The sequence below is a fragment of the Caballeronia sp. LZ035 genome, assembly GCF_031451175.1.
Taxonomy (GTDB): Bacteria; Pseudomonadota; Gammaproteobacteria; order Burkholderiales; family Burkholderiaceae; genus Caballeronia.
The window spans coordinates 172,927-197,608 of the sequence record NZ_JARUXS010000005.1; the positions used below are offsets into that span (position 1 = coordinate 172,927).

At 59.9% G+C, this 24,682-nt stretch carries 23 protein-coding genes and 6 pseudogenes; 21 read left to right on the forward strand and 8 right to left on the reverse strand.

Features of this window, described 5'->3' with window-relative positions; genetic code table 11:
• Positions 1 to 180: 180 nt before the first annotated feature.
• From QCE88_RS39280 to QCE88_RS39300, 5 genes are read left to right on the forward strand one after another with little or no spacing between them, the layout of a single operon-like run.
• Positions 181 to 840, forward strand: a complete 660-nt coding sequence (locus tag QCE88_RS39280) for a DUF4396 domain-containing protein (protein WP_309911277.1) — start codon at positions 181 to 183, stop codon at positions 838 to 840.
• Between the two features lie 5 nt (positions 841 to 845).
• Positions 846 to 1,901, forward strand: coding sequence for a cytochrome c oxidase subunit II (gene coxB / locus QCE88_RS39285; protein ID WP_309911279.1), 1,056 nt, complete (start codon positions 846 to 848; stop codon positions 1,899 to 1,901).
• A 10-nt stretch (positions 1,902 to 1,911) separates the two neighbouring features.
• The gene (ctaD, locus tag QCE88_RS39290; protein ID WP_309911280.1) at positions 1,912 to 4,524 is read left to right on the forward strand and encodes a cytochrome c oxidase subunit I; all 2,613 of its coding nucleotides are present in this window, start codon (positions 1,912 to 1,914) and stop codon (positions 4,522 to 4,524) included.
• Between the two features lie 32 nt (positions 4,525 to 4,556).
• Complete coding sequence (locus tag QCE88_RS39295; RefSeq protein ID WP_309911281.1) at positions 4,557 to 5,000, forward strand: hypothetical protein; 444 nt, start codon at positions 4,557 to 4,559, stop codon at positions 4,998 to 5,000.
• Between the two features lies 1 nt (position 5,001).
• Positions 5,002 to 6,336, forward strand: a complete 1,335-nt coding sequence (locus QCE88_RS39300; RefSeq protein ID WP_309911282.1) for a cytochrome c — start codon at positions 5,002 to 5,004, stop codon at positions 6,334 to 6,336.
• A gap of 694 nt (positions 6,337 to 7,030) precedes the next feature.
• Here QCE88_RS39300 and QCE88_RS39310 read toward each other — a convergent pair.
• Positions 7,031 to 7,630: pseudogene (locus QCE88_RS39310) on the reverse strand (ferritin-like domain-containing protein); the annotation flags it as partial.
• Positions 7,631 to 7,754: 124 nt separating this feature from the next.
• Here QCE88_RS39310 and QCE88_RS39315 point away from each other — a divergent pair.
• Together QCE88_RS39315 and QCE88_RS39320 are read left to right on the forward strand one after the other, a co-directional pair.
• Positions 7,755 to 8,780, forward strand: a complete 1,026-nt coding sequence (locus tag QCE88_RS39315) for an IS110 family transposase (protein ID WP_309835028.1) — start codon at positions 7,755 to 7,757, stop codon at positions 8,778 to 8,780.
• A gap of 290 nt (positions 8,781 to 9,070) precedes the next feature.
• Positions 9,071 to 9,888: pseudogene (locus tag QCE88_RS39320) on the forward strand (IS5 family transposase).
• Between the two features lie 57 nt (positions 9,889 to 9,945).
• Here QCE88_RS39320 and QCE88_RS39325 read toward each other — a convergent pair.
• The 3 genes and pseudogenes from QCE88_RS39325 to QCE88_RS39335 form a co-directional block, all read right to left on the reverse strand.
• Positions 9,946 to 10,281, reverse strand: a pseudogene (locus QCE88_RS39325) (ferritin-like domain-containing protein); the annotation flags it as partial.
• Between the two features lie 541 nt (positions 10,282 to 10,822).
• Positions 10,823 to 11,320, reverse strand: coding sequence for a response regulator (locus QCE88_RS39330; protein WP_309911283.1), 498 nt, complete (start codon positions 11,318 to 11,320; stop codon positions 10,823 to 10,825).
• 347 nt (positions 11,321 to 11,667) lie between these two features.
• Positions 11,668 to 11,985 (reverse strand): hypothetical protein, encoded by a 318-nt coding sequence (locus QCE88_RS39335; protein WP_309911284.1) that lies wholly within the window; start codon positions 11,983 to 11,985, stop codon positions 11,668 to 11,670.
• Between the two features lie 56 nt (positions 11,986 to 12,041).
• Between QCE88_RS39335 and QCE88_RS39340 the strand changes: the two are divergent.
• The 3 genes and pseudogenes from QCE88_RS39340 to QCE88_RS39350 form a co-directional block, all read left to right on the forward strand.
• Positions 12,042 to 13,169, forward strand: a pseudogene (locus QCE88_RS39340) (SulP family inorganic anion transporter); the annotation flags it as partial.
• Positions 13,170 to 13,269: 100 nt separating this feature from the next.
• Positions 13,270 to 13,512 carry a hypothetical protein gene (locus QCE88_RS39345; RefSeq protein WP_309911286.1) on the forward strand — a complete coding sequence of 81 codons (243 nt, stop codon included), beginning with the start codon at positions 13,270 to 13,272 and terminating at the stop codon, positions 13,510 to 13,512.
• 140 nt (positions 13,513 to 13,652) lie between these two features.
• A complete protein-coding gene (locus QCE88_RS39350) occupies positions 13,653 to 13,928 on the forward strand; it encodes a hypothetical protein (protein ID WP_309911287.1) in 276 nt (91 codons plus the stop codon).
• A gap of 593 nt (positions 13,929 to 14,521) precedes the next feature.
• On the opposite strand, the gene QCE88_RS39355 is transcribed toward QCE88_RS39350, so the two are convergent.
• Positions 14,522 to 14,617 (reverse strand): DUF6496 domain-containing protein, encoded by a 96-nt coding sequence (locus QCE88_RS39355; protein WP_309911288.1) that lies wholly within the window; start codon positions 14,615 to 14,617, stop codon positions 14,522 to 14,524.
• 296 nt (positions 14,618 to 14,913) lie between these two features.
• On the opposite strand from QCE88_RS39355, the gene QCE88_RS39360 reads away from it, so the two are divergent.
• Genes QCE88_RS39360 through QCE88_RS39380 form a run of 5 tightly spaced genes read left to right on the forward strand, consistent with a single transcriptional unit; the run spans position 14,914 to position 18,977 of the window.
• A complete protein-coding gene (locus QCE88_RS39360; protein ID WP_309911289.1) occupies positions 14,914 to 15,552 on the forward strand; it encodes a PfkB family carbohydrate kinase in 639 nt (212 codons plus the stop codon).
• Positions 15,467 to 15,937 (forward strand): PfkB family carbohydrate kinase, encoded by a 471-nt coding sequence (locus tag QCE88_RS39365; protein ID WP_309911333.1) that lies wholly within the window; start codon positions 15,467 to 15,469, stop codon positions 15,935 to 15,937. Before QCE88_RS39360 ends, QCE88_RS39365 begins: the two co-directional genes overlap by 86 nt.
• On the forward strand, positions 15,930 to 17,804 hold the full coding sequence (locus QCE88_RS39370) for a glycoside hydrolase family 65 protein (protein ID WP_309911291.1): 1,875 nt from the start codon (positions 15,930 to 15,932) through the stop codon (positions 17,802 to 17,804). Before QCE88_RS39365 ends, QCE88_RS39370 begins: the two co-directional genes overlap by 8 nt.
• Positions 17,801 to 18,355, forward strand: coding sequence for a hypothetical protein (locus QCE88_RS39375; RefSeq protein WP_309911293.1), 555 nt, complete (start codon positions 17,801 to 17,803; stop codon positions 18,353 to 18,355). The genes QCE88_RS39370 and QCE88_RS39375 overlap by 4 nt, the downstream gene beginning before the upstream one ends.
• A gap of 46 nt (positions 18,356 to 18,401) precedes the next feature.
• Complete coding sequence (locus QCE88_RS39380; protein ID WP_309911294.1) at positions 18,402 to 18,977, forward strand: diguanylate cyclase; 576 nt, start codon at positions 18,402 to 18,404, stop codon at positions 18,975 to 18,977.
• A 157-nt stretch (positions 18,978 to 19,134) separates the two neighbouring features.
• On the opposite strand, the gene QCE88_RS39385 is transcribed toward QCE88_RS39380, so the two are convergent.
• On the reverse strand, positions 19,135 to 20,577 hold the full coding sequence (locus tag QCE88_RS39385) for an ISKra4 family transposase (protein ID WP_309911296.1): 1,443 nt from the start codon (positions 20,575 to 20,577) through the stop codon (positions 19,135 to 19,137).
• Between the two features lie 115 nt (positions 20,578 to 20,692).
• On the opposite strand from QCE88_RS39385, the gene QCE88_RS39390 reads away from it, so the two are divergent.
• The 3 genes from QCE88_RS39390 to QCE88_RS39400 all read left to right on the forward strand — a co-directional run bounded on the left by QCE88_RS39390 (position 20,693) and on the right by QCE88_RS39400 (position 22,495).
• Positions 20,693 to 21,703 carry a hypothetical protein gene (locus QCE88_RS39390; protein WP_309911298.1) on the forward strand — a complete coding sequence of 337 codons (1,011 nt, stop codon included), beginning with the start codon at positions 20,693 to 20,695 and terminating at the stop codon, positions 21,701 to 21,703.
• A gap of 38 nt (positions 21,704 to 21,741) precedes the next feature.
• Positions 21,742 to 22,191 (forward strand): tyrosine-type recombinase/integrase, encoded by a 450-nt coding sequence (locus tag QCE88_RS39395; RefSeq protein ID WP_309911300.1) that lies wholly within the window; start codon positions 21,742 to 21,744, stop codon positions 22,189 to 22,191.
• A 178-nt stretch (positions 22,192 to 22,369) separates the two neighbouring features.
• Positions 22,370 to 22,495 carry a hypothetical protein gene (locus tag QCE88_RS39400; RefSeq protein WP_309911301.1) on the forward strand — a complete coding sequence of 42 codons (126 nt, stop codon included), beginning with the start codon at positions 22,370 to 22,372 and terminating at the stop codon, positions 22,493 to 22,495.
• Positions 22,496 to 22,523: 28 nt separating this feature from the next.
• Here the strand turns inward: QCE88_RS39400 and QCE88_RS39405 are convergent, their stop codons facing one another.
• A complete protein-coding gene (locus QCE88_RS39405) occupies positions 22,524 to 22,907 on the reverse strand; it encodes a response regulator (RefSeq protein WP_309911302.1) in 384 nt (127 codons plus the stop codon).
• Positions 22,908 to 23,341: 434 nt separating this feature from the next.
• Between QCE88_RS39405 and QCE88_RS39410 the strand changes: the two are divergent.
• Positions 23,342 to 23,515: pseudogene (locus tag QCE88_RS39410) on the forward strand (CsbD family protein); the annotation flags it as partial.
• Positions 23,516 to 23,873: 358 nt separating this feature from the next.
• Here QCE88_RS39410 and QCE88_RS39415 read toward each other — a convergent pair.
• The gene (locus tag QCE88_RS39415; RefSeq protein WP_309911303.1) at positions 23,874 to 24,149 is read right to left on the reverse strand and encodes a hypothetical protein; all 276 of its coding nucleotides are present in this window, start codon (positions 24,147 to 24,149) and stop codon (positions 23,874 to 23,876) included.
• 23 nt (positions 24,150 to 24,172) lie between these two features.
• Here QCE88_RS39415 and QCE88_RS39420 point away from each other — a divergent pair, with 23 nt between their 5' ends.
• On the forward strand, positions 24,173 to 24,334 hold the full coding sequence (locus QCE88_RS39420; protein ID WP_309911305.1) for a hypothetical protein: 162 nt from the start codon (positions 24,173 to 24,175) through the stop codon (positions 24,332 to 24,334).
• A gap of 21 nt (positions 24,335 to 24,355) precedes the next feature.
• Positions 24,356 to 24,619: pseudogene (locus tag QCE88_RS42155) on the forward strand (response regulator); the annotation flags it as partial.
• Positions 24,620 to 24,682: the final 63 nt, after the last annotated feature.

Genomic DNA, 24,682 nt, shown 5'->3' on the forward strand with positions numbered 1-24,682 from the left:
GATTTGGTGGGTGGGCTGTTCGGCGCTGACTTGGCGTTCCTCCACGATCACCTGTGCGATAGTGTCATCGCTCGATGGAATGAAGCTTGCTCGGGCGGTACTCACGGCGCGCTGGCTGAGCCACAGATCCCGGCACGATCCGTCGTCTATTACTAAACCTCCTGTTGCGGAGCTGTCGCGATGCAAGCGCACTGGTCGACCGTCTTGCCCGCGATATGGCTAACGGCATCCGTTCTGTCAGCTGTCGTCATCATTTCCGACATTTTTCTGGCGGGCCATCCTCAACGAATGGCGATCATGTCAGTGGTCTGGCCGTTGACGATGTTGTATTGGGGACCTGTGGGGCTGATCTTCTATTATTGGTTTGGTCGGGCGACACCTGGCGTCAAGAAAAGCGAAGCACCGATGTGGCAGGCCAGCTTTCTCGGTGCCACGCACTGCGGTGCCGGATGCGCGCTAGGTGATTTTATCGGCGAATGGCTAGCGTTCAGGATGGCGCTGACGGTCGTGGGCTCCGAATTAGGGGGGCGCTTGCTTGCGGCATTTGTTCTCGCTTATCTCATTGGCATCGCCTTTCAATACTTCTCGATCGCGCCCATGCGCGGGCTGGGGCTGCGAGATGGCGTTATCGCGGCCGTCAAGGCCGACACGCTATCGCTCCTCGCATATGAGGTTGGCATGTTTGGCATCATGATCGCCTTCGCCAAACTTGCCTCGCCGCTCGAGCCCACTGACCTCGCCTACTGGGTGAGGATGCAGGTGGCGATGGTCGCAGGCTTCGTCACCACGTATCCCGTGAACTACTGGCTTATCCGGCGCGGCGTCAAGGAGAAGATGTGATTGGAATGTGCCGGATCTTAATATGGAACTGCCGGCTCGGCCTGGCATGCACGCTGGCGCTCTACGCCTCGCGTGCGTGGGCCCAGGCGCAGGGTTCGAATGGTCAAGATGCGCTCAACAAAGGTCACACGCCGCTTGCATATTTCCTGCGTAGTGGCGGGCCTGCCGCCCACCCCGTGCTGCGCCTGGACTGGGTTTTGACGGCAATTTGCTGTCTGGTGTGCTTGGTTACCGCTGCGATGTTGTTGGTCGCCATGTTTCGGCGGCGCCAGCACGCCGAGCCTCGCGCGCTCGAATCGAAGGGCGGCCTCGGGTTCGTGTACATCGGCGGCGCACTCTCGACGCTCGCGCTACTTGGCATCGCGGTCTACATGCTTGTTGTACTGGCCGAGGTGGCCGATCCGCCGCGCGAGCCCGCGCTCACTGTAACGGTGACCGCTTACGATTGGTGGTGGAAAATCGACTATGGCGATGGCGCTTACCACTTCGCCACGGCCAACGAAATCCATATTCCGGTCGGCGTGCCCGTGTTGGTTCGGCTCAAAAGCGCAGACGTGATCCACGCGTTTTGGGTCCCCGAACTTTCCGGTAAAACGCAAGCTATCCCAGGCGTCGAAAATCGGCAATGGATTCAAGCAGACCATCCCGGCATCTTTCGCGGTCAATGCACACAGTATTGCGGCGTGCAGCATGCGCACATGGCCTTTGAAGTCCAGGCGCAGACTAAAGCCGACTTCGAACGCTGGATGGCCGCACAGCGCGCGCCTTCGCCAGTACCCGCCACGGCCCAGACCGCGCGTGGAGCGAAGCTCTTCGAAGAACGTTGCGCGGGCTGCCATACGGTGCGTGGAAGCAGCGCCACAGGAGTGCAGGCGCCCGATCTTACGCATGTACTGTCACGCCGTCTGATTGCGGCAGGCACAGTAGTCAATACACCGCACAACCTGATGGACTGGGTTCAGCACGTGCAGGAAATCAAGCCTGGCGCGCTCATGCCCGATATGAAGTTTTCCGCTGCAGACGCCAGCGACATGTCGGCGTATCTGGCCACCCTAAAGTAAGGAACTGAGGATGTCCGCGACGCGTGACCATAACATTGAGCCGCCTGCGCGCGTTGCTTTTCACCGTGAGCCTGAGTTTGGCCGCGTGCCGGAGGGCTCGGAGGCAGAGCGGCGTCTGCACGAGATCTGGGAGGGCGAGTCAGGCTGGCGCGGCTTTATCACGACGGTCGATCACAAAAAGATCGGCCTGCGCTATATCGTTACCGCTTTTATCTTTTTGATGATCGGCGGCGCTGAAGCACTGCTGATGCGTTTGCAGCTTGCGCGCCCCAACGAAACACTGCTGACTCCTGAGCAATACGCTCAGCTGTTCACGATGCACGGCGTAACGATGATTTTTCTGTATGCCTTGCCAGTGCTCAGCGGCTTTGCCAACTTTCTATGGCCGCTCATGCTCGGCTCGCGAGACATGGCGTTCCCACGACTGAACGCGCTGTCCTACTGGCTATTTCTTTTCGCAGGACTCTTTCTCTATTGCAGTTTTCCCTTTGGCGAGGCGCCCAATGCGGGTTGGTTCAACTACGTGCCGTTCTCGTCACTTGAGTATAACCGCGGGCCCAATATTGATGTCTATTCGCTCGGTATGGTTTTGCTCGGCATCTCGACCTCGGTTGGTGCAGTGAATTTCGTAGTCACGCTTTTCCGCATGCGTGCAGTCGGCATGTCGGTTGACCGTCTACCGGTCATCGTATGGGGTACGCTTACTATCTCTTTTGCCAATCTGTTGGCTCTACCAGCCGTCAGTCTCGCTTTTCTTCTGCTGTGGATGGATCGCAACATTGGCACGCATTTCTTTGACGTGGCAGCCGATGGCCGGCCGCTGCTCTGGCAACACCTTTTCTGGATGTTCGCGCATCCGTGGGTGTATGTCGTTGTGCTGCCGGCGATGGGAATCGTGTCGGACGCTTTGCCCACTTTTAGTCGGCGACCGCTCGTCGCCTACGCAGCGGTCGCCATGTCGACCGTCGCCACGATGATCATCGGATTTGAGGTATGGATCCACCACATGTTCGCAACTGGCATTGCGCCGCTCGCGCTGGCGTTCTTCGGCGCGGCCAGCGTACTCATCTCGATTCCAAGCGCGGTCGCCGTATTTGCCTGGATCGCGACGATCTGGACAGGACGCCCTATATTCACCGTGCCGTTTCTCTATTTTGCCAGTTTTGTACTGATGTTCGTGGTAGGGGGCGTGTCCGGTGTCATGACCGCCGCAGTGCCGCTGGACTGGCAACTCAACGAAACCTATTTTGTCGTGGCGCACCTTCACTACGTGCTGCTCGGAATCAATGTTTTTCCGGTGTTGGGCGGCATCACTTACTGGTTTCCTAAATTCACCGGCCGTCTGATGAACGAACGACTGGGAAAGGTGGCATTCTGGATCGTCTTCATTGGCTTCAATCTCGGCTTCTTTCCGATGCATATTTCCGGCTTGCTCGGCATGCCGCGACGCATCTACACATACCCGGAAGGAATGGGATGGGATACGTCGAACCTCATCACGACGATCGGCTCGTTCCTTCTGGGCTTCGGCGTGCTGGTCTTTGCCATCAATGCACTTGTGTCGGCTCGTCGCGGTGCGAAGGCGCCGCCCAATCCATGGGACGCACCAGGGCTTGAGTGGTCGGTCGCGTCACCGCCCCCGCCCTATAACTTTGCCGTTCTGCCTGTTGTCGAGTCCCGCCATCCCATGTGGGAAGATCGGCTGCAGCCGTCAGGACGGCGTTCGAGCCTTGAGGAAGGGTATCTACTGCATCACGGTCGTGAATCCCTCGGTGTGCACCCATTTACCGGTAAGCCGGACGTCATACTGAAGATGCCGGATGATGCCTGGTCGCCCTTTTTTCTGGGTCTTTTCTCGGCAATGTTGTTTCTCAGCATGCTGCTGCGCTCACCTGCATCTACAGTGACATCACTTGTCGCTTGCGCAGCGACATTGATTGCGTGGATGTGGCCGCGTCGATCGCTCGCGCAACGTGAGCCGCCGAATTCTGAACAGGTGATGCCCGCGCAGGAGGCCGTCGAAGCAACCGCGCATCAGGATGTGCTGCCGGTGGGGAGTGCCGGAGAACATTCGGGCGGATGGTGGGGCGTGCTCGCGTTGGTTGTGACTGAAGCGAGCCTGTTCGGCTACCTCATCTTCAGTTACTTCTACTCGCAATCGCAGACACAGATGGTGTGGCCGCCAGAAGGAATGCCTAAGATCGGTGTGGGTGGTCTGAGCACAGGCGTGCTCATATTGAGTAGCGTATTTGCCTGGCTCTCTGAACGTACGCTCAGGAAAAGCCGGAAATGGATGGCGTTTACCTGGATGCTGTTTGCTATCGCGCTTGGCTGTCTTTTTGTCGGCATACAGCTAAAGGAATGGCACGATCATCCGTACGGCATCACCGCACATCTATACGGCTCACTGTATTACACGATCACTGGCTTTCATCTGGCTCACGTCATGGTCGGACTGGTCATTCTCTGCTTACTGGCGCTCTGGATCGCGTTGGGCTATTTCGACGCGGAGCGCAACGCGCCAATGCGCATTGGCGGTCTTTACTGGCACTTTGTAGACGTGGTGTGGCTGTTTATCTTCACTTCACTCTACGTGACGCCCTTCTGGCTGAGGGGCCATTGACCATGCGGAGCACAGGCACCCGGGACGAACGATTGACCGAGGCAGAGAGGCGCCGCCTCGGCGTCTGCGCCGGTGTGGGATTCTTCTTGTCACCCGGCGCCTGGCTGTTGCAGGTGATCGTCTCGGAGACCGTATCCGCACAAACCTGCGACGCCACGACGCCACTTAACTCGCCAGGCGTCTCGCATCTGTATGGATGGCTTTACGGAACCTCAATCGCGGCGTTGGCAATTGCGGTGGTGTGTGCCGCGCTGTCGCTTTATGGGTTCCTATTCCTTCAAAACCGGCACGCTCGCATCAAGGCACGAAATGGGGACGATAAATCCCGTGAGGCACCGCCACGCGAGGAGGAGGAAATCAGCCGCAAGCGCTTCATTGCACTGTGCAGCACGCTGGTAGGTTGCGGATTTGTAGTTGCCATCCTTTTCACGATTCTCGCAGAAGTCTTTCTCGTCTCCTGTAGTCAATGGCACTGATATGAATGCGCCGAGAAGCCCGCAAACCGTCGCTTTTTCCATGTTATTCGCCGTGGTGCTTGCCCTCGGCGGATGCAGTGGAAGGGCCGATGATCACCTACCGGCAGATATCGACGCGCGTTCGCCAATAACGAGTGACCCAAAGCTCGTGGCGCGAGGCGAGTATCTAGCAAAGGCTGGCGACTGCGCGGCCTGTCACGATGCCGGGGACCATACGCCACTTGGTGGCGGCATGCCGATCAATTCGCCCTTCGGACCGATATATGGCAGTAACATCACGCCGGACCCAGTGTTCGGCATCGGCGCCTACACGCTTAAGCAGTTCTCGGACGCGATTCGTTATGGGAAACGCCGCGACGGCAAGCGTCTGTATCCGGCTATGCCTTATCCGTCACTTGCCAATATGACCGATGACGACGTGACCGCGCTTTATGCTTACCTCATGCACGGAGTCAAGCCTGCGTCAAAGCGAGCACCGGAAACGCATCTCCCATTTCCGTTTAATCAGCGCTGGGGAATGGTATTTTGGTCGCTTGCGTTCGGAAATCGGGAGCAGTTTGAGCCAGATCCAAAGCGCAGTGCCGAATGGAACCGTGGCGCCTACCTTGTGCAAGGGCTTGGTCATTGTGGCGCTTGTCATACGCCGCGCGGTCCGGCTTATAACGAGTTAGGCTATAGCGAGAAGTCGCCCCGATATTTGACGGGTGGCGTCAACGACAATTGGTTCGCACCCAACCTCACGGGCGATCCCGGAAGCGGACTTGGCCGCTGGTCGCAGCAGGACATTTCGAATTTCCTGCGAACCGGTCATGGTGCAGGCGCGATCGCATTCGGCGCAATGGCTCCAGTCGTGGAAGACAGCACGCAATACATGACCCAAGCGGACCTGCGCTCTATTGCGACCTATCTCAAATCGCTTCCGGCAGAAAAGCCTTATGGTAGCTACAACAACAATGCGCACGCACGAGTCCAGACTGCGCGCAGCCTTGACACTGGTGAGGTTGAGCGCCAAGGTGCGGGTATTTTTCTTTCCTTCTGCGCGAGGTGCCATGAGGTCGATGGACGTGGGCAGCCAGGCAAAATCGCGGCGTTAGCGGCCAACCCGATGGTCATGTCGGAGGACCCAACGTCGGTCATGCGAATCGTCATTGAAGGAAGCAGAAGCCCGATGACCGAGAGCGGCCCTGCACCGAAAAAAATGTCGGGCTTTGACACTCAACTCACTTCAACGCAGATCGCGCAGGTCGTGAGCTTCATCCGCGGCGCGTGGGGCAATCATGCGAGTCCCGTATCTGACAGGCAGGTTGAACGGTTGCGTTCGAAGATTCATAAATAAAAGGTACGGACCTCACCCTGAGTACTTGGAACAGGTCAAAGAACGCGTACGGAAATCGGTTTGGCGGCGGGCACCTTACTGCCTTAACATAATGTCACAGTGGTAATAGCACATCACATTCAGGATATGTTTGTCGCCAAAGCGATCGAGCGCGTTGTGGACCACGCCACCAATATCGCCGAGTTTGTTATCGATGTGGTAGGCGGTGCAAATATCCGGCAGGCGGCCAGTGCCCGCCAAAGTCAGTCTAGCTCCATTTAATAGCGCGGCTCATTATGGTAGCTTGTTCGCGTTACTCAGACTTCGGCGGCCTCGACGCTCAGGCCGCCAACGCATCAATCGGCTCGCGTAGTGGTCGGCCACGGCTGCTTTGGGCTTGTTTCAAAAAAATCTCCGCGATTCCCTTGGTCGGGATGCTCGCCTCAACCTTCCGATCAAGAACGCACACAGGCCGATGAAAATACGACGATTAGGATACCAGATCATACCGGCTTAGCGATTGAATGAAAGAGCGATTGTGTGATGCAAATCCATTGCAACACCTGCGAGCAAAATAAAAACAACCATCGCGAGACGCATCCTGAGCCGTAGCTTCCCTGCCGAGATTTGATTCATCACGGTTCCCCGTCCTGAATAAACGCGGGAACACCACCTCGTGTCCCCGCTCGTGCTCACGTTTCGCGTGGGAGCGTTCTTACGCGAACGCGCTACTCATATGAAGCGTGCCATTCACACCGGCTGGGAAGAATCCTCCCTTGGCGACCGCGCCTTTGTTGAGATACACAATGTTGAGGACGTCGTCGTAGCTTCGGCTGAAAGCAATGCCGTTGTTGTCAAGCGGAACGATGTTGGAGATCTGGTTGTTTGCACCTGCAATCCCCTGATCGACATCCGTGGAAGCGTCCAATGAATCACGCGCATCGGAGATGGCTTGAGCTGAGCTGATGAGGCTCGGCGTCTGCATCCCCTTCGAGTAGAGTACGGTCCGGATGAGCCCTGCGTGATAAGCCTCGGCCGCCAAAATGCCGGCTGCGGCCTCGAGATAGGTCTTGTTGGTGATGAGTGGCGAAGCGCCCTTGTAGGCGGTTACGCCCACGTCTTCGAAGATGAAGGCCCCGAGCAGAAAGGTGGTGTCGTTGAGATAGGGGTTAAACGGTGTGCCCGCAGGCACCAACCCTGCGGCTTGCGCAGCAAGGGAGAACGCGCCGTTTGGATCCGTTCCACCCACGTCGAGCGCGGGCATCGCAACTGCCGAACCGCCAAGTGCCGATCTGAGAAACGCAACATGTTCTAAGAGGTGGTTTCAAAAAGACGTTGAAGGGGCTGTTAACTCCATGGGCATCCTGTAATGGGATGGTCACCCCCACCCGTCGCTACTGGGGTAGGCTGCTTGGTACTTTCCACGGGAGGCCATTGTCATGCAAAGCGTCACGATGATCGGGATTGATCTGGGCAAACATACTTTTCATGTTCACGGCCAAGACCGCGCTGGCAAAGCGGTGTTTCGCAAGAAGTTTTCACGCAAGCAACTGCTCGAGTTCTTTGCCACGTTTCACCCTTGTACCGTCGTGATGGAGGCCTGCGCCGGCGCGCATTGGATGGCGCGCAAGATCGGCGGGTTCGGACATATCGTCAAGCTGATTTCACCGCACTTCGTGCGTCCCTTCGTCAAGAGTAACAAGAACGACTTCGTTGATGCCGAGGCGATTTGCGAAGCTGCGTCGCGACCTTCAATGCGATTCGTAACGCCGAAGACGGAATCGCAGCAAACTCTTCTGGCACTCCACCGGGTTCGCCAGGCTTTCGTCCGCGATAGAGTGTGTACCACCAACCAGATGCACGGATTCCTTCTCGAATTCGGAATTAGCCTGCCGGTGGGTCATGCTGTTGTAAAACGCCTTCCTTCAGTACTGGCCGAGCATCCACTGCCGCCCCGTCTTGTCTCGATACTCGAACGGCTGCATGCACACTTTAAATACCTTGCCGAGCAAATACGCGATATCGAGAAAGAAATCGAGCGCCAACTCGCCGATGATCCGATCGGTCAGCGCCTGCTGACGATCCCGGGCGTCGGACCAGTTACGGCAAGTCTGCTCGCCTCGGAACTCGGTGACGGCAAGCAATATCGGTGCAGCCGCGACTTCTCTGCGTCGGTCGGACTGGTGCCAAGGCAATACAGCACAGGCGGAAGGTCAAACCTGCTCGGAATATCCAAACGCGGCGACAAGAATATCCGTCACTTGTTGGTCCAGTGTGCGCGGGCATTCATGCTACGCCTTGACAAACAAAATGGTCGGATCGCCGACTGGACTCGCGCAATGCTGGCTCGACGTCATTCGAGTGTGGTTGCTTGCGCGCTCGCCAGCAAGCTTGCGCGAGTTGCGTGGGCGATGGTGAGCCATGACACGGTATTCGAGCGACAAGCATCCGTTTCCGCCGCGTGACGGACGTATTGTCGCAAGTTTAGAGTCAACCCATCAGGTTTTGCGACTGCTGATAATTGATGACGTGAACGGCCAAACGGCCTGACGGACACCCTGGAAGGTTAACCAGCTTTTAGAAGCTGCCCCTGTTATAAGGACTGTCAGGCGCGATTCTCATCGTGGCGCGAGGACTGTTCCTCACATCGACGCCGGATAGATTTGTGCAAGCCATCCACCCATCAAGATCGCTGTTGCAAAAACGGGGGTGACCATAGATTAACCTTGAGCATCGTAGCGATGAGATCGAGGGCATGGATAAGCCAATCATTGACGACGAATTGTGGAAAAGAATCGAGCATTTACTCCCGCAGCCGAAGGCTCGACGCGAGAAGTATCCCGGCCGAAAGCCGGTACCCGATCGCGCGGCATTGAACGGCATTGTGTTCGTGCTACGTACAGGACTGCGCTGGCGCGACCTGCCCGCCGAAATGGGTTGCGGCTCCGGCGTGACGTGTTGGCGTCGGTTACGCGACTGGCAGCAAGCCGGTGTATGGGACCGATTGCACGAACTGCTGCTCGCCGAGCTTCGCGGCGCTGGCCAGATCGATCTTTCGCGAGTCATCGTCGATTCATCCTCTGTTCGCGCGATTGGGGCGGGCCAAAAACTGGGCCAAACCCCGTAGATCGTGCGCGACCAGGATCCAAACACCATGTCGCCACCGATGCGAACGGGGTGCCTCTCTCGATCATCCTCACAGGGGCCAATCGCCACGACATCACTCAACTGTTGCCGCTCATAGACGCGATCCCAGCTATTCGTGGCATCCGCGGGCGACCCTTGCAAAAGCCGCAGGTCGTCTACGCTGACCGTGGATAAGACTCGGAACCACACCGGCAGAAGTTGCGCGATCGCGGCATTAACCCGATTCTCGCGAAGCGGCGCGCCGTTCACGGATCTGGCCTTGGAAAGTACCGCTGGGTAGTCGAACGCACGCATGCATGGTTCCATAACTTCCACCGTCTTCGAATCCGCTACGAACAACTGGCGACAATGCATGAAGCCTTCCTCAAACTCGCTGCCTGCATGATCTGCTGGAATACTCTTCAACGATCTGCTCAGGCATTTTGAAACCACCTCTAACTCATCCTTCGCGATTTCTCTCGCATAAGCGGCCACCACGGGATCCGAAAACGTCACCTGCTGTCCAGGCGTCACCGCGCCAGGAGTGCCGATGCCTGTCATCAGATTCGCCGGCAAGCCGGCATCCGTTGTGGCATACGCATAAAATGTCGCTTCGAGATACTCCAGATTCAACGCGAAATTGAGAATCTCAGGATCAGTCGGCCCGCTCGCTGCGTTCGCGTTGTCACCCGAGCCGCCTCCGCACGCGCCGAGGATCGTTCCGCCGACCAGTCCGAGGCTTAAACCGCCCGCGCTTCGGAAGAACTGTCGGCGCTTCTCTCGCCGATGTGTGCGTCGTTCCAATACCTCTTTCACCGCCGTCTCGTCCCGCATGCCCATCTCCTAATATTCATGAGGTGTACGGCAGCTTCGCTGGATCGCACTCCGGCAAGATGCCGTTCTGTTAAGTCGTATCCGCCGTGGTGAGCAGACCGTACGCACTATCTGGCAACCACAATGGCGATACGCCGCCGGCTCTAGTGAGAGATGCAAGCGGTAACATAAACTTTCACTTCGCGAGCCAATAAGTCATCCATTACCGTGTTCAGCAACCACGGCCGGAAAGAAAGGGTGAGGGTGCGCAAACGTCGGGCTTTGAGAAACAAGTGGGAATGTTCCGGTTGTCTTGGACAAACGACGTTTGCGCGATGCAGAGAAGAAACGGTCGGCTTTATCAGATGGGGAAACGCGGTATAAGCAAATGATTCACTATAGTTGTGCCTGCTGCTGAAGGGAGACCGCGAGATCGATTAGAATCGGAGATTATTGAATACTGACTTAAACTATTTGAGTCTCTAAGAAGGCGACCGTCATAGTCGAAGTACGGACAAGAAATAACGGCGGTCTGATGGATTGTCGGCTCGCACAGTTCCGCTCAAACTCAGCTCGGCAAAAACCCGTTTCCCGGAATCAGAGTTGGGAGTTCGGTTGGCGATGTCGGATCTTTGGTTTCATCGCGTGTAAGCTGCTCTAAGAGACGCGTGAGCGGATCTAGAACCAACCCTTTCTGACAATATGCATCAAACTCTGCAGGCGTTGCGCGCGCTCGAACATGCGCTTCGTCGTGCGCTGTCAACGCGACGATGATCACGGACGATACCTGCAAATCTGCTCGAAGCAGCTTTGCAACGTTGAAGCCATCGAGACCAGGCATCGAAATGTCGAGCAACACTATGTCAGGGCGCCAAATTTTGGCAAGGGCAATGGCTGACCTGCCGTCGTATGCCGCCTGCACAGACATGCTTACCAGTTCAAGGTAAGTGGCAAGCGCGTCTGCTCCGCTTTGATTATCGTCAACCACTAAAATGCGTGGAGCGCGGCCGCGAATGGGCGTTGTGCGGTGGGTCCAGCGCGTGGGCGTGACGGCGAGCCTTACCATTTCTCAGAAATTGTGCAGATTGATACGGTCAGCATACAGCAGGAGCGTATGCAGCGGACTCGTTTCTTAAGTTCTTGGAAGCTCTTGGCAGCAACACGGGCGTTTCGGCAAATAAGGGGTGCCGAAATGCGACAGCAGGAAAAAGTGCCCTAAAGAGAACCGATCTGTTGTGTGCACATGCGATGTGGAGTGGCGCGCGCATTGCGCGATTTTCCGAGCGCACGGAGAGAGGTTCGACGAAGTGTCGATCGATCGAGTTGTCGGGAATAGCGATATTCGACGAGCATCACTCGAATATGGATGTTGCGTCACGAACAGAAGCCATCAGCACGCTGGTGTAAAAGCGATCAAAGGGGATGGGAGCCATGCTCCTTCAATTCGGGCTCGAAGAATATCCATCGAACCGACGGAAAATGAACGCGCATGTCGTTTTCGATCCGGTCGATAGTGCGGACGAGGTCATCGGCGTTCCGATGCGGCACAAGTTCGGCCTGTACGGCAACGAGCAAGTCTTCTGACCACTTTAGGACGATCAGACTAACGACCGCTTTCAAATCCGGGCGTTGCCTGAGCCACGACTCAATCTCCCCGCGAGTCTGCCGATGGGCAGACTCCCCAATGAGAAGCGACTTGATCTCACGCAGGGAAAAGAGTGCAGTGCCCATTAGAACGACGCCAACGCAGATACTCCCTAAAGAATCATAGAACGGATTGCCCGTGAGTGTTCAAACGCTTCTGGCCGAGGATTCCCGGCGTGCTGATCGCGGCGGGCGCGGCGACGGCGCTCGTCAGGTTCATGGACCTGGGCGCGCTTGCTGGCGTCGCGACTGTCGGCAACGTGCCGCGCGGACTGCCATCGTTCGAATTGCCGCTGATTCCGCCCGATCAGTGGTGGCAACTCGCGGGTCCCGCGGCGGCGATCGCGCTGGTGTCGCTCACGGACGTCAGCGTGCTGTCGCGGACCTACGAACTGCGCAATCAGGACAAGGTCGACCGCAATCAGGAATGCGTCGCGCTCGGTTTGTCGAACATCGCGGCGGGCCTCATGCAAGGCTTCGCGGTGAGCGCGAGCGGCTCGCGCACGCCGGTCGCGGAAGCGGCAGGCGCGAAGACGCAGGTCACGGGCGTCATCGCGGCGGGCGTGGTCGCGTTGTTGCTCGTGTTCGCGCCGCACGCGCTTTCGCATACGCCGCAGTCGGCGCTTGCGGCGGTCGTGATTGCCGCGTGTCTGGGCATGCTGGAGATTCGCGGCGTCGTGCGGCTCTACCGGCTGCGCAAGAGCGAATTCGTTCAGGCGCTCGTGTGCTTCGTGGGCGTGGTGGTGCTCGGCGTGGTCGATGGCATCGCACTGGCGCTCGCGCTGACGGTGCTTTCGTTCCTGTGGCGCGCATGGCGGCCTTACGACGCGGTGCTCGGGCGCATCGACGGGCGCAAGGGCTATCACGATGTTTCGCGGCACCCGGAAGCGCGACAGGTGCCCGGCCTCGTGCTGTGCCGCTGGGATGCGCCGCTGTTCTTCGCCAATGCGGAGATCTTCCGCGAGCATGTGCTGCGCGCGGCCGATGCGCCCGGTGAATCCGCGCGCTGGATGGTCATTGCGGCGGAGCCCGTCACGGATATCGATCTCACGGCTCTCGAAGTGCTGGAGCGATTGCACGAGGAACTCGCGGGGCGGGACATCGCGCTGTGCTTCGCCGAGCTGAAAGGGCCGGTGAAGGACAACCTGCGGCGCTATGGCGTGCTGCCGGTGATCGGCGAAGAGCATCTCTTTCCGACCGTCGGCGAAGCGGTCAGCGGCTATTTGGCGGCGCACGATGACATCGAGTGGCGGGACTGGGAGGATGAATAGCGGGTAGACATGTAAAGAAGGAGGTCAGAAGCAAATAGATACGAGATCTGGTATTTTCAGTGAATGCTTATTTCTTGACCGTGCGCTGGGAGGTTGCAAATTGAAGGTACCCAACATCGAGCTCTTGAATGACGACGTAGACAACCTCCATCCAAATGATGAGAACATCGTCGCTCAGGGAAAAATTTTTGTCGACGGAGCTGAAAGAGGATGCTGGAAGGTCCGCATCAAGAGTCAGTGGAGCGCCAACCTCTTCCAGATTGATGCGTCAATCACCGCCGACAGTCGGGACAAATTGAAGCAAGCGATTGCCGAGAAATTTTCAAGCAATCACCGTTTTTGATTGCAGTCCCGCCGAGAAAGCGCACAGGCGCCATGTCATCGTGATATACGCAATAAGCATGGTTAGCCCGGAGCGACGACGACTGAGCGGATCAAGTCATACATGCTTTCGCGTCGATGGTTCGATGAGGTTGAGGATACATGTATTCATTCAAACATCGAGGATATCTGTTTTCTGGCTCTTTTAAAAATGCAGTGGGTAACGGGCTCATGAGGCATGGGGTTGGAGGCGGACAAGTCGAGCTTGCCAGCAACGACAAAGAGGACCGTGCGCATCGTCGTGAAGCGCGTGTTTCTGCGGGCCGTCACGCAGATGGCCGTAGTCTTGACCGACAGACGGATGCCAACCTCGAGCATGCACATTCGTTGCTGAATGTTATTGCCGATGCACTCGATCCAACGGGAGAATCATCGTGACCCAGTACCAGAAGGAAACGGCTGCGCTCGACCGCTGCGCAGCAGCATGTGCGAGCTGCGCGTCCGCGTGCATCGCGGAAGGGCGCTTTCCCGACATGGAAAAATGCGTGCGGCTAGACCTCGATTGCGCCGCGCTTTGTCGGTTCACTTCGGAAGCGATTGCGCGCGATACACAGTTCATGCGGGACTTTTGCGATCTGTGCGCACGAATTTGTGATGCGTGTGCAGACGAATGTGGGCGGCATCCAGCCCAACACTGCCGCATATGTAGCGATGCCTGCCGCGTCTACGCGGAAGCATGCAGGGCTACGTGACGTCCGGGAATCCCCGCATATCCTTAGCCGGTTTTCTCCGGGCCGGTGGCGGGCACGCCTTGGAAGACGGATCGCCGCAGACGATGAACTGCACGGCGCTCACAGGCGTTAGCGAAGAGAAGGCTGCTAAAGGAGGGGCCGTGGACGGCGGTTCCGCTCATCCCGTTCCACCCGCTGCGTCCCGTTGAGGCGCCGGCGGATTCACAGCGCGGGGACCGTCGCGGCGGTCGCAAACGCCCGGCGTGCTCCGAACCGGAGTACGGCGCAGTAGTTCCGGCGCTATTTCTCGTGCTTCTTCGGTATTTTCGCGCCGGACTTTCGCGCCTGATTGAGCGAGATGGCCACCGCCTGTTTCTGTGATTTGCCATCCTTCATCTCGGTCTTCACATCTTCGATACGGCTTCACGGGACTTGCCTTTGCTGAGCGGCATGTGAGTTCTCCTGGTGTAATCAAGTGGTGCGGAAATTGCGATTGGAAGCTGTGACGGCATTTGCGGCGGCTTCGGTCAGACCGGCGGAGCGGTTACGTAGTCGTTCGGTTGTTGCAGTGTTTCCGGTTCGGCCGGCATGTTCGGGCCGTCGGTGCCGTCTTTTCGCATCGGCGTACTTATCGTGGAGAGGGAGCTAGGCGTGATCTGCTCCTCACGGTTGACAAGGAAAGTCTCCCACATTTGAGCAAGCGCGAGGCCAGCTTTTCCACACGCAAGCCTCGGGTGTCCCTCTTCGCTGGAGTGAACATGGGTCCGACGATTATCAGCATCGGAAGCATCAACGCCGACTTTCAGATGAGAGTTGGCGATAGCGGCGATGAAGAGACGAGCCGAGCACAGCGGTTTTCCCGCCTGTCGGGCGGCAAGGCTGCAAACCGCGCATTCCTGGCTCGAAAACTCGGGCACGACGCGCGGCTCATCGGTCTGGTCGGCGACGATGATCTTGCCGAACAGGCGCTCGTGCCGCTACGCCGGCACGGCGTAGATGTGGACGCGGTGATGCACGCGCACGAATGCGCGACCGCCGTATCGATCATCATGGTGCCGGAAACCGGGAAAAAGCGAATCGTGCTCGCGCCAAATGCCAACGAGGGCTGGCAGCCCGGACACATTCACGCAGCGGTCCTTGCGATCGAAGCGGCGTCGCCGGACAGTGTGCTGGCGATGGATTGCGAAATTCCGGCGCCGCGTCGCCGCGCTGCTCAAAGCGGCGACGCGGCGCCGCTTGCGCATCGTGCTCGATCTCGCACCGCCGCAGCACGCTGGCGACGCGGCGGTGCGGCGTTGCTGGCCGCAGGTGCACGCATGCTCGCCGAATGAGGAAGAGGCGTCCGCGCTCACGGGCATCGACATCGGCGGGAAGGACGACGCGTTGAGCGCCGCGCGCAAACTGCACGAGAGCGGCTTTGAACTTGCGTGCGTGAAACTGGGAGACGGCGGCTGCGTTGCGTTTTCTAATGAAGGGCCGCGATCCGTGAGCGTCGGACCCATTAACCCCGTGGACACGACCGGCGCCGGCGATGCATTTAGTGGTGCGCTCGCCGTCGCACTCGCGGAAAGTCGTCCGCGCGACGACGCGCTGCGCTTCGCAACGGCTGCCGCCAATCTCGCGGTGATGCGCTCGGGCTCACAGGAATCGTATGCGTCGCGCGACGAAACCGACCGCTGGGCGGCAGCTCTGGGAATCGAGGCACCGAATGCCTGAAACGGACGCGAAATACGCTTACGGACGCGACGATCATCTCGAGTTCGACGCTTTCCGCCCGGAAGACGAATTGCGTCGCGAGTCGATATTCGGCTTGGGTAATGGCGTGTTGTTCGTGCGCGGGAGCGCACCTGAGGCGCGGCTCTCGGACCCTTGGCGGGTCAGCGGCGATGGCGTCGCATCGCTTCACTATCCGGGTCTTTATCGCGCCGGACTTTATGACCTGGCCGCAGTAAAGGCGGGCGGCCACTTCGTGCGCATGACGAGCGCGCCGCGGCTGCCGAATGCGACCGTGCTGGCGGTCAGACGCCCGGAGGGGCCTTGGCTCGGGTGCAGCCGTGCAGAGCTTCTCGAATACCGCCATGCCGTCGATTCACGCTCGGGTCTTGCATCGCGCAGGCTGGTGCTGCGCGACCCGTACGGAACCACGCAGATCGAGGAAACGCGCTTCGTTAGCCACGCCAATCCGTGGCTGATCGGGTTGCGCTGGACGGTCACCGCGTGCGATTGGGACGGTGCGCTCGAAATCGGCACGGGCATCGATGCGGGCGTGCGCAACGGCATCGTGGAAAGCCAGCGCCCCCTCGAACCCCGCCACCTCATGGACCTGTCGCATATCGACGCGCGCGACGGCATTTCATGTACGGTCTTTCGTCTCGCGGCCACCGCGAGCACTGTGGCGATAGCCGCACGCATCGACCTGAACGGGCAACGAACGACCGCGGCGGACTGGACTGCGTGGAATGAACCCGACGCCCGCTTCATGCTGAGGCGTCTGCGGGTTGCGAAGGGCGTGCCGCTCGGGATCGACCGTATCGTGGCCGTCAGAACCTCGCGTGATGCGACGGCCGCCGAACCGGTCGAGGCAGCTTGCGAGGAAGTCCGCCGGGCCGACCGCGCGCAGCGCCTGCAGGAGGCGCATTGCCGGGCTTGGACACCGAGCTGGGACGCGTCGCGCATAAGTAGCGACGACGCATCGCTGACGTCGGCGCTCAACCTGCGAGCATTTCAGGTCAGACAGACCGTTTCCGCGCATTCGGCGCGCGAGGATGTGGGCGTGCCGGCGCGCGGCTGGCAGGAAGGCTACCAGGCTCACGTGTTCTGGGACGATCTTTTCGTGTTGCCCGAAGCCGCACGCAGCGCATCGGCGCTGGCAAAGGGTCCGCTAATGTACCGCTACCGGCGGCTCGACGCCGCCCGGTACGCCGCGCAGTCGAGCGGGTTGCGCGGCGCATTATATCCGTGGCGCAGCGCGACGACGGGTGAAGAGGAAACGCCGGCGTTCCGCTACAACCCGCTCAATGGTCACTGGATGCGCGATAACACGCACCTGGAGCGCCATGTCGGCGCAGCAATCGCATGGAGTGTCGTGCGTTATGTGTTCATGTCCGGCGACGACACGTTCCTGCGTTCCTGTGGCGCGGAGATGATAGTGGAGATCGCGCGCATGTGGTCGAGCCTCGTCGAGTGGAACGCCGCGACCGGGCGCTACGACATAGGCCGCGTCATGGGACCGGACGAATATCACGATGCGTATCCCGGCAGTGCGCAGGCAGGTGTCGTCAACAACGCCTACACGAACGTGATGGCCATGTGGACGCTATGGAGCGCGCGCGACATCCTCGCCGATCTGCCGCCGGACGACCGCGCTGCGCTGACGGCAAAGCTCGATCTGGCGAACGACGAGCCCGAGCGCTGGTGTGCGATAGCGAGTCGCCTGAGCGTACCGTTTCTCGCCGACGGATCGATCGCGCAATTCGAAGGATTCGACCGACTGCGCCAAGTGAGCGACCCCCGCGCGTTCGCGCACGACGGCAACCGGACCGACTGGGCGCTCGAAAAGAAAGGCGATACGACCAATGCATGACACTGATCAAGCAGCCGGATGTGCTGATCCTGTTTTATCTGCTGCGCGAGCAGGGCTTGCGCACGTTGCTGGATCGGGCTGGTTATCGCTTTGGCCGCGCAGCCGCGCAGCGATCGCTCAAGCAGTGTCTTGTCCACATGACGCACGAATCGAGTCTGTCGCGCGTGGTTTGCGCGGGTGCGCTCGCCGAAGCCGATCCGTGGAAGTCAGTCGCATTCTTTTATCAGGCCCTCGAAACGGATCAGACGCCGGCGTCGGGCAGCGCGCAAGAGGGTCTGCATCTGGGCTCGCATGCCGGGCTTTTGGACGTCGTTCTGCACCATTACGCCGGTATGCGATACGAGAAAAAGCTTATCGTAGTCGAGCCTGCGTGGCCGCCTGGCCTCCCCAGCATGCGCATGGGCTTTGAATTTCATGGGCAGCGCTACGTGGTGTGCGGCAGCGCCACGGCGGTCGCACTGCACGCGTCGTGCGGCAACGACGCCGCAGTGAACGTGCGCCTGGCCGGTCGGCTCGTCTTGCTGGCACCCGGCGACAGCGTGAATACATGAGGTAACAGCTCGCAGCATCCCCTATCCTTCTGCTTCGGATCAGATCATGTACAACGACCCGTCCGCCGTCTTGTTGATGTACGTCGTGGTGCCGATCTGGCTTGCGGCGGGCTTCGCTGACTGGCTGTGCCATCGTGCATCTCACATTGCCGTGCACGGCGGATTTCGGGAGTCGCTGATTCATCTGCTGATGTTCGCGGAGGTGGGCGTACCGCTTCTTGCGGCAATCTTCCTCGAGGTGAATGCGGGAACGACGCTGCTGATGATCGTCGCGTTTTTCGTACACGAAGCTACTGCGTTATGGGATGTCAGTTACGCGGTCCGGCATCGTCGCGTGTCGCCGCTCGAGCAGCACGTGCACAGTTTTCTGGAGATGGTGCCGCTGATGGCGATCCTGCTCGTGGTGAGCCGTCACTGGCCCCAGGCGGCGGCGCTCGCCGGTGTCGGCAACGAACCGGCGCGCTTCGCGCTCGTATGGAAGCGGTCGCCGCTACCGAGACCGTATGTGGCAGTGCTGCTGACGGCGATCGTTTTCGCCGAGGCGCTGCCTTACCTGGAGGAAACGTTGCGTGGCTGGCGCGCCCGGCGTACCGTCCGGGCGTTTGACAGTGGAGAACCCTGACCGCCTCGGGCGACGGGTAAAAGCGCAGCCGTTGTTTGAAACCATTGCCAGGTGTGCCGTATTCGCTGGCCGAAAAAGAGATAGTCGACCTACTTGCTCGCTCGCGCCGACTTGGGCCTTCGCCGGCGCTCTGCGACGCCGTTGTTGAGGGAAGCCGTTAAAAACCCTGGGATGTTCTCTGCCAGGGCCACGTAACGCGTCGCTGTCCAATCCACGGAAACTGTCGCCGTGCGAGTTCGTGGAATTCTTGGTTCAACAGCGCGACGCGCAGCTGTACGACACTGTGTGCTCCCACGCGACTCCAGCGCATATGCTGGCTCTTGCACATTCGACAGCCAACCATTCGGTTGATCGACGACTCGACGAAGCCGGTAGAGATTCGCCATCCTACACGTTGCCACGTGCGATAGTCGATCAGCGACTCAGGGTTGCTCTCGAGATACGTGACCACATTGGAGAGGCTGTAACTTGCTTTCTTGATCTGGCTGCTCGCTGCCGGATCTTGCTTCTCACGCAGGTCAAGCAAGTGAGCGAGCTTAGCTGCGAACTGCTGCCAAGCCACTGAGTCTCCGGTCCAGACGTAATGGCGGAAGCGCACGAACATATCCCACAGTTCGAACGCTGATCCACTGTCCATGAGTCGCCCATATGCCAGAGGCGCGATAGCTTGATCGACGCGTCGCAACATCCGCCCGATATGCGCCCAGTCGAGAATCCATTCACTATCGTAGGGAAGGTCGCGCGCGACGCCGACCAAGTCCCGCGCGCCATCGGTCAGGACGACGACTTCACTAGGGTCCCCGTATCCGCTGACCTCCAGGAATCGTGTCATTTCTTGATTCAGCCGCTTGGTGCGCGGCATGGCGGAAGCCCACACTCGCGGTTGCTCACCAACTTGGCCTACAGCAGCAACGACGACTGCGATCGACGATGACTGGTTTCCGGCTTCTGCGCGATTGTACTTGCCCGAACCCTTGTAGTTGCAACGTGCGCGACGGACATAACCGACGTCAATGCCGAGTTCCGCATTCGGCTTTGTCTCCTCGCACCACTGGCGCACAGGCCGTGCGTGCTGAATCGATTTGCCGACGGTCACAGTGTGATTGCGGATGGTTACATGATTGTCGCGGCCCGAGCTGGGTAGCAGAAGGTCCATAACGCGCCTGGCTTGCCGATAGGGCATCGTGGCGCCAAGCTCTGCGTGCAGCCATCTCAGTTCACCGGTGCTTGCCTCCGTCAGGTAGTTCTTGAGCGGAGAAACATATCTCGAGCCGTCAGCGCCACAATTGCAGGCCTTCCATCGTTCGCGGCAATAGAAAACCTTTCCCAGTGCGGTCTTCAGCTCCGAGCAATGACTATCGTGCAGGCGCCGTTGTACGCCACAGTCCACACAGGATCTACGCGACGTGCAAAAACGTTCGATCTGTTCGACAACGAACTCCTGCTGCACACAATTGAGCAATGACTTGCCTTCGGCGAGTGACAGTCCGACGTCTCCGGGTGTCTGGTCTTCGACGGGCCTGTGAAACCCCATGACCTCAACCCGCTTCACCACACTCCCATCGCCGTTGTCGAACTCAAGAACGATCGTGCATCGCATGGCGGCTCCTCGTCGAGTTGCTAGGGGAAACGATACCCTTCCATGCGCCCAACTCCCAGCCTTTTTAACGGCTTCCCTCAACAGCAATGCGCGCGGCGGCAACTGGTGGCGCGCAGTGCCGCGCATCGGCGCGTTGCGCGCGCGGACGATCGTCGCGTGGCTGCGGCGGCATGAAGCGACGCTTGGCGTCAAAGTCGCCGCCGACGTCCACACCGCGTCCTTGGTGCCAACGGGCGTCGCGGGAGCGGAGGGCGGCGACAGCGTCATTGTGATCGGTGGCGATCCGGCTGAGCCGCGGCTCGCGCCCTTCGAGCACCTCGCTGTGACAGCCGAGTTGTCGGGCGGGAATGTGGACAACCGCGGTCTGAATCGGGCGACGAGTTTTGCGTTCATTCGCGCCGAGCACGATCTCGCCGCGGTGCACGCCTACCTGCACCGCTATCGCGATCGGCCGACGACCTTGCGGGCCTATACGCGCGAGCTCGAACGGCTGATTCTATGGAGTGTGGTCGTTCGGCAAAGAGCGCTGTCGTCGCTCACGGTCGAGGACTGCGAGGCCTACAAAGACTTCTTGAAGGCGCCGTTGGCGTCGTTCACTGGACCGAAGCGCCCGCGCACGAGTGGTCGCTGGCGGCCGTTCTCTCCTGACGGCCTGTCCGCCGACAGTCAGGCGTATGCGGTGCGCGTGCTGCGGGCCGCCTTTGCGTGGCTGGTCGAGGTGCGTTACCTGGCGGGCAACCCGTGGAGCGCGGTGCACGAACCAGCGACCGTCACGCGTGAGTCGGCGGTGCAGGTTCAGCGGGCACTGCCGGCGAAACTGTGGGCGCAGGTGCGTGCCGCACTCGACGAGCGCTGCAAAGCGTCCGGTTCTGGCGCCCTGGGCACCGACGAGGACGCTCGCCAGTGGCGCGCGGCACGCGCGGCGATTTTGCTGATGGGCGATTCGGGACTACGCCGCGCCGAGCCGCCCTCGCCCGGCGCGAAGAGTTGCGCCCCGCGGAGCTGCGCGACGACGCCAAACTGGCCCGTGACGGATCGCCCGGCTCGTCACAAAACACCTCACCTGGCGCCGCCCGCCCGACGCCTGCGCGTACGACACCTGCAATTCGGACCGTCTGGACCCTGACCGTCATAGGCAAGCGCCGCAAGCAACGCACGGTGCCGGTGAGCGCGGCCACCATCGCTGCGCTGCGGGCTCACTGGGACGATCGCGGCCAAGATTTCGACGCCGCACGAGCGCAGGGACCGCTGATCGCGCCGCAGTGGATTCCGGCAACCCGCGCCGCGCTCAAGCGACATGACACCGCTCCGGAAGTGCCTTATACCGCCGATGCATTGGGTCGGCTCGCGCGCATGCCGATGCAACGCTTGAGCGCTCAGACCGCCGCGCTGGCCGAATTCACGGCCGAAGAGTTGCTGCAACTCGCCAACACGTCGGCGCACGCTTTTCGGCACACGTTTGGAACGCGCGCGGTCGCGCGCGAGATGCCGACCGATGTGGTGCAGGCGATTCTCGGTCATGCCTCGTTGCAGACCACCTCGATCTACGTCCGGGCGGAGCGGCGGCGCATGCTGGAGGCTGCGGCGCGTTACTACGCAGAGGATGAGGGATAGCGCCAGCATTGCCGCCGAGAACACGCCGGGAGTGAGTCGCTTTTTGGCGAGCGGATGGACAGGCTACGACTTGCTGCGTCCCTGTGCTGAGAGTGCTTGCGCCTGCTTGCCTTGTTCCGCGCATAATCACGGCATGACGGGCGTGAGCTCATTGCGTGAAGGTGCCGAAATGATAGCAATGACCGTGGTCTTATTGCTCCTCGGCGCAGCGCCCGTCGTTTATCTCAACGGGCAAAACGGCGAGGACAGTCGCCTGCGGAAAAAACGGGAGCGCGAACTGAGCGACACCCGCAAAGATGCGTGAAGGACAGGCGAGCGTCAACGAACCAGCCTTAGAGCGCTTTAGCTTGCCCCGGCATCATCGACGGAGCGACGTGCTCGATGAGCGCGAGGAGCGCGAGGAGTGAATACCCTTTCCGGCAGAAGGCGTCGATCTGCGCTTCTTTACCCCGCGTGATGACCGCCGCCTCGTCCAGCGACGTGTACGCGATGATTGGTATGGTCGCGAAGCGGCCTGAGCCGCGCATCGCCAACGCCACAGCAAAACCGTCGTTGTGCGGCATCTCGATGTCGAGGATCACGACGTGCGGCGTCCACGCCGGCTCCATTCGGAAGGCGACACCTCCGCCATCCACGACAATTGCGCGAAAGCCTTCAGTGACAAGCACAGCGGCCAAGGCCTCGGCGCCTGTGCTGTCATCGTCGACAATGAGCACGGCAACTGGGGGCGTAACGCGTTCGAATGAACGAGGGCTCCACATCCCGGGAGGCGGAGTGATGATGGGCGACATGGGTGTGAAAGCGGAGCTCATGCCTTCCTTTTAGCAACCCCTATGCCTTACATTTCTCCGGCCGGCGCAGTGAGATCCGCACAAAGTTGCTGGGTCGCCCCTGCTGGCATCGCAGCGCGCTGCGTCCTCGGTCGGAAACGCTTCGCGGGATTGGCCGAGTAAGAACGGTACGCCATCCCTCGCGCCGGGCAATATTACCGCTCAGATCCAGCCCCCGGATTGGTGTTCGAGCCTGATCACCGGTAGTGCCGTCATTTTCTGACCTCCCGGATCCAATAGAGACGACCGTCATTTGGCCGGCACCATCCTTGCCGGTACCCAGATGCCCGCAACCCGGGGGCGAATTTGGGAGAAAGGCAATGAATGAAGATCAGATGAAAGGAGTCGGGGAAAAGGTCAAAGGCAAGATCAATGAGGGGGTCGGGAAGATGACCGATGATCCGGTTCAGGAAGCCAAGGGCGACGCGCAACAGGCCAAAGGAGAAGTGCGCAAGGAACTGGGCGATACGAAGGAGGATGTGAAGGACGCCGCCAGCGACGCGGCGGATCGCGCCGGTGACGGAGCGGCACCTGCTCCTGAAGTGACAGCGTACCCACTCTCTGAGGGGCGGGCATGACTTGCTGCACTGGGCCAGCCGCCCCGGAGGGCTTGTCGGTCGACAGTCAGGCGTGCGCGGTGGGGGTATTGCGGGCCGCCTTTGCGCGGCTGGTCGAGGTGCGCTATCTGGCGGGCACTATCTGGCGGGCAACCCGTGGAGCACAGTCCATGAACCGGCCACCATCACGCGCGAACTGGCCGTTCCGGTTCAGCGAGCGTTGCCGGCGCTTTGATGCGCAGTGCAACCGCTTCGCGTCGGTCGATTTGAAAGAGATCGAACCGGGAAGACCAGCTCAACTCAATCGGGCGACGAGGAGGGACACCAGTAGCGCACTGCGCGCGCGGCGATCTTGCTGATGGGCGATTCCGGACTGCGCCGCGCGAAGCGTGCCTGGCAAGGCGTGAAGATCTTCGACCAGCGAAAAACCTCGACGAGCGTCAACCATCGGACGGCGGTCATCGACGCCCAGTAGCTCGGCGGGCAACTTTCCGAAGCGCCCGTTGATCGACGAGCAACCCATCGGCGGCGACACAAGAACCGTCACCTGATCCTTCGTGCGGACCGCCACGGGCGACACGCGCCGTGTGGACGTTGACCATCATTGGCGTGCGTCGCAAGCAACGCACGGTGCCGATGCGTCGCGCGACCGTCAATGCGTTGCGCGCGCACTGGCAGGAGCAGGGGCTCGACTTTGGAGATGGTGATGCGATCGGCGCCGAGGCGCTCGCCCTCACTCGCTTATGCCGGTCATGAGACTCATTCGCCTCAAACGGCAACGACGCGATGGAGCGCGTCGCGATATGGGCGCCTCAGCTCGCCGTCCTAGACATCAATATGCCTTCACCGGACGGCTTCGAGCTTGCTGCGCTCCTGCGAGCGCACGACAATGTATCTGCGGCGCTTTTAATTGCGCACACTTCGATGGAGGAAAGCGCCGTTCGCCCGCGCGGACTAACCGCAGGCTTCGACGCCTTCTGTCAAAAGGGCGGTGGTGTCCGCCCGCTGCAAGATATCATTGCGTGGACCGCTTCGCGCTGAGGGAGTCTTCCTTCAACTTCGGCTCTCTCGAAGGACCGTCATCACGTCCTTAACGCGATTTAA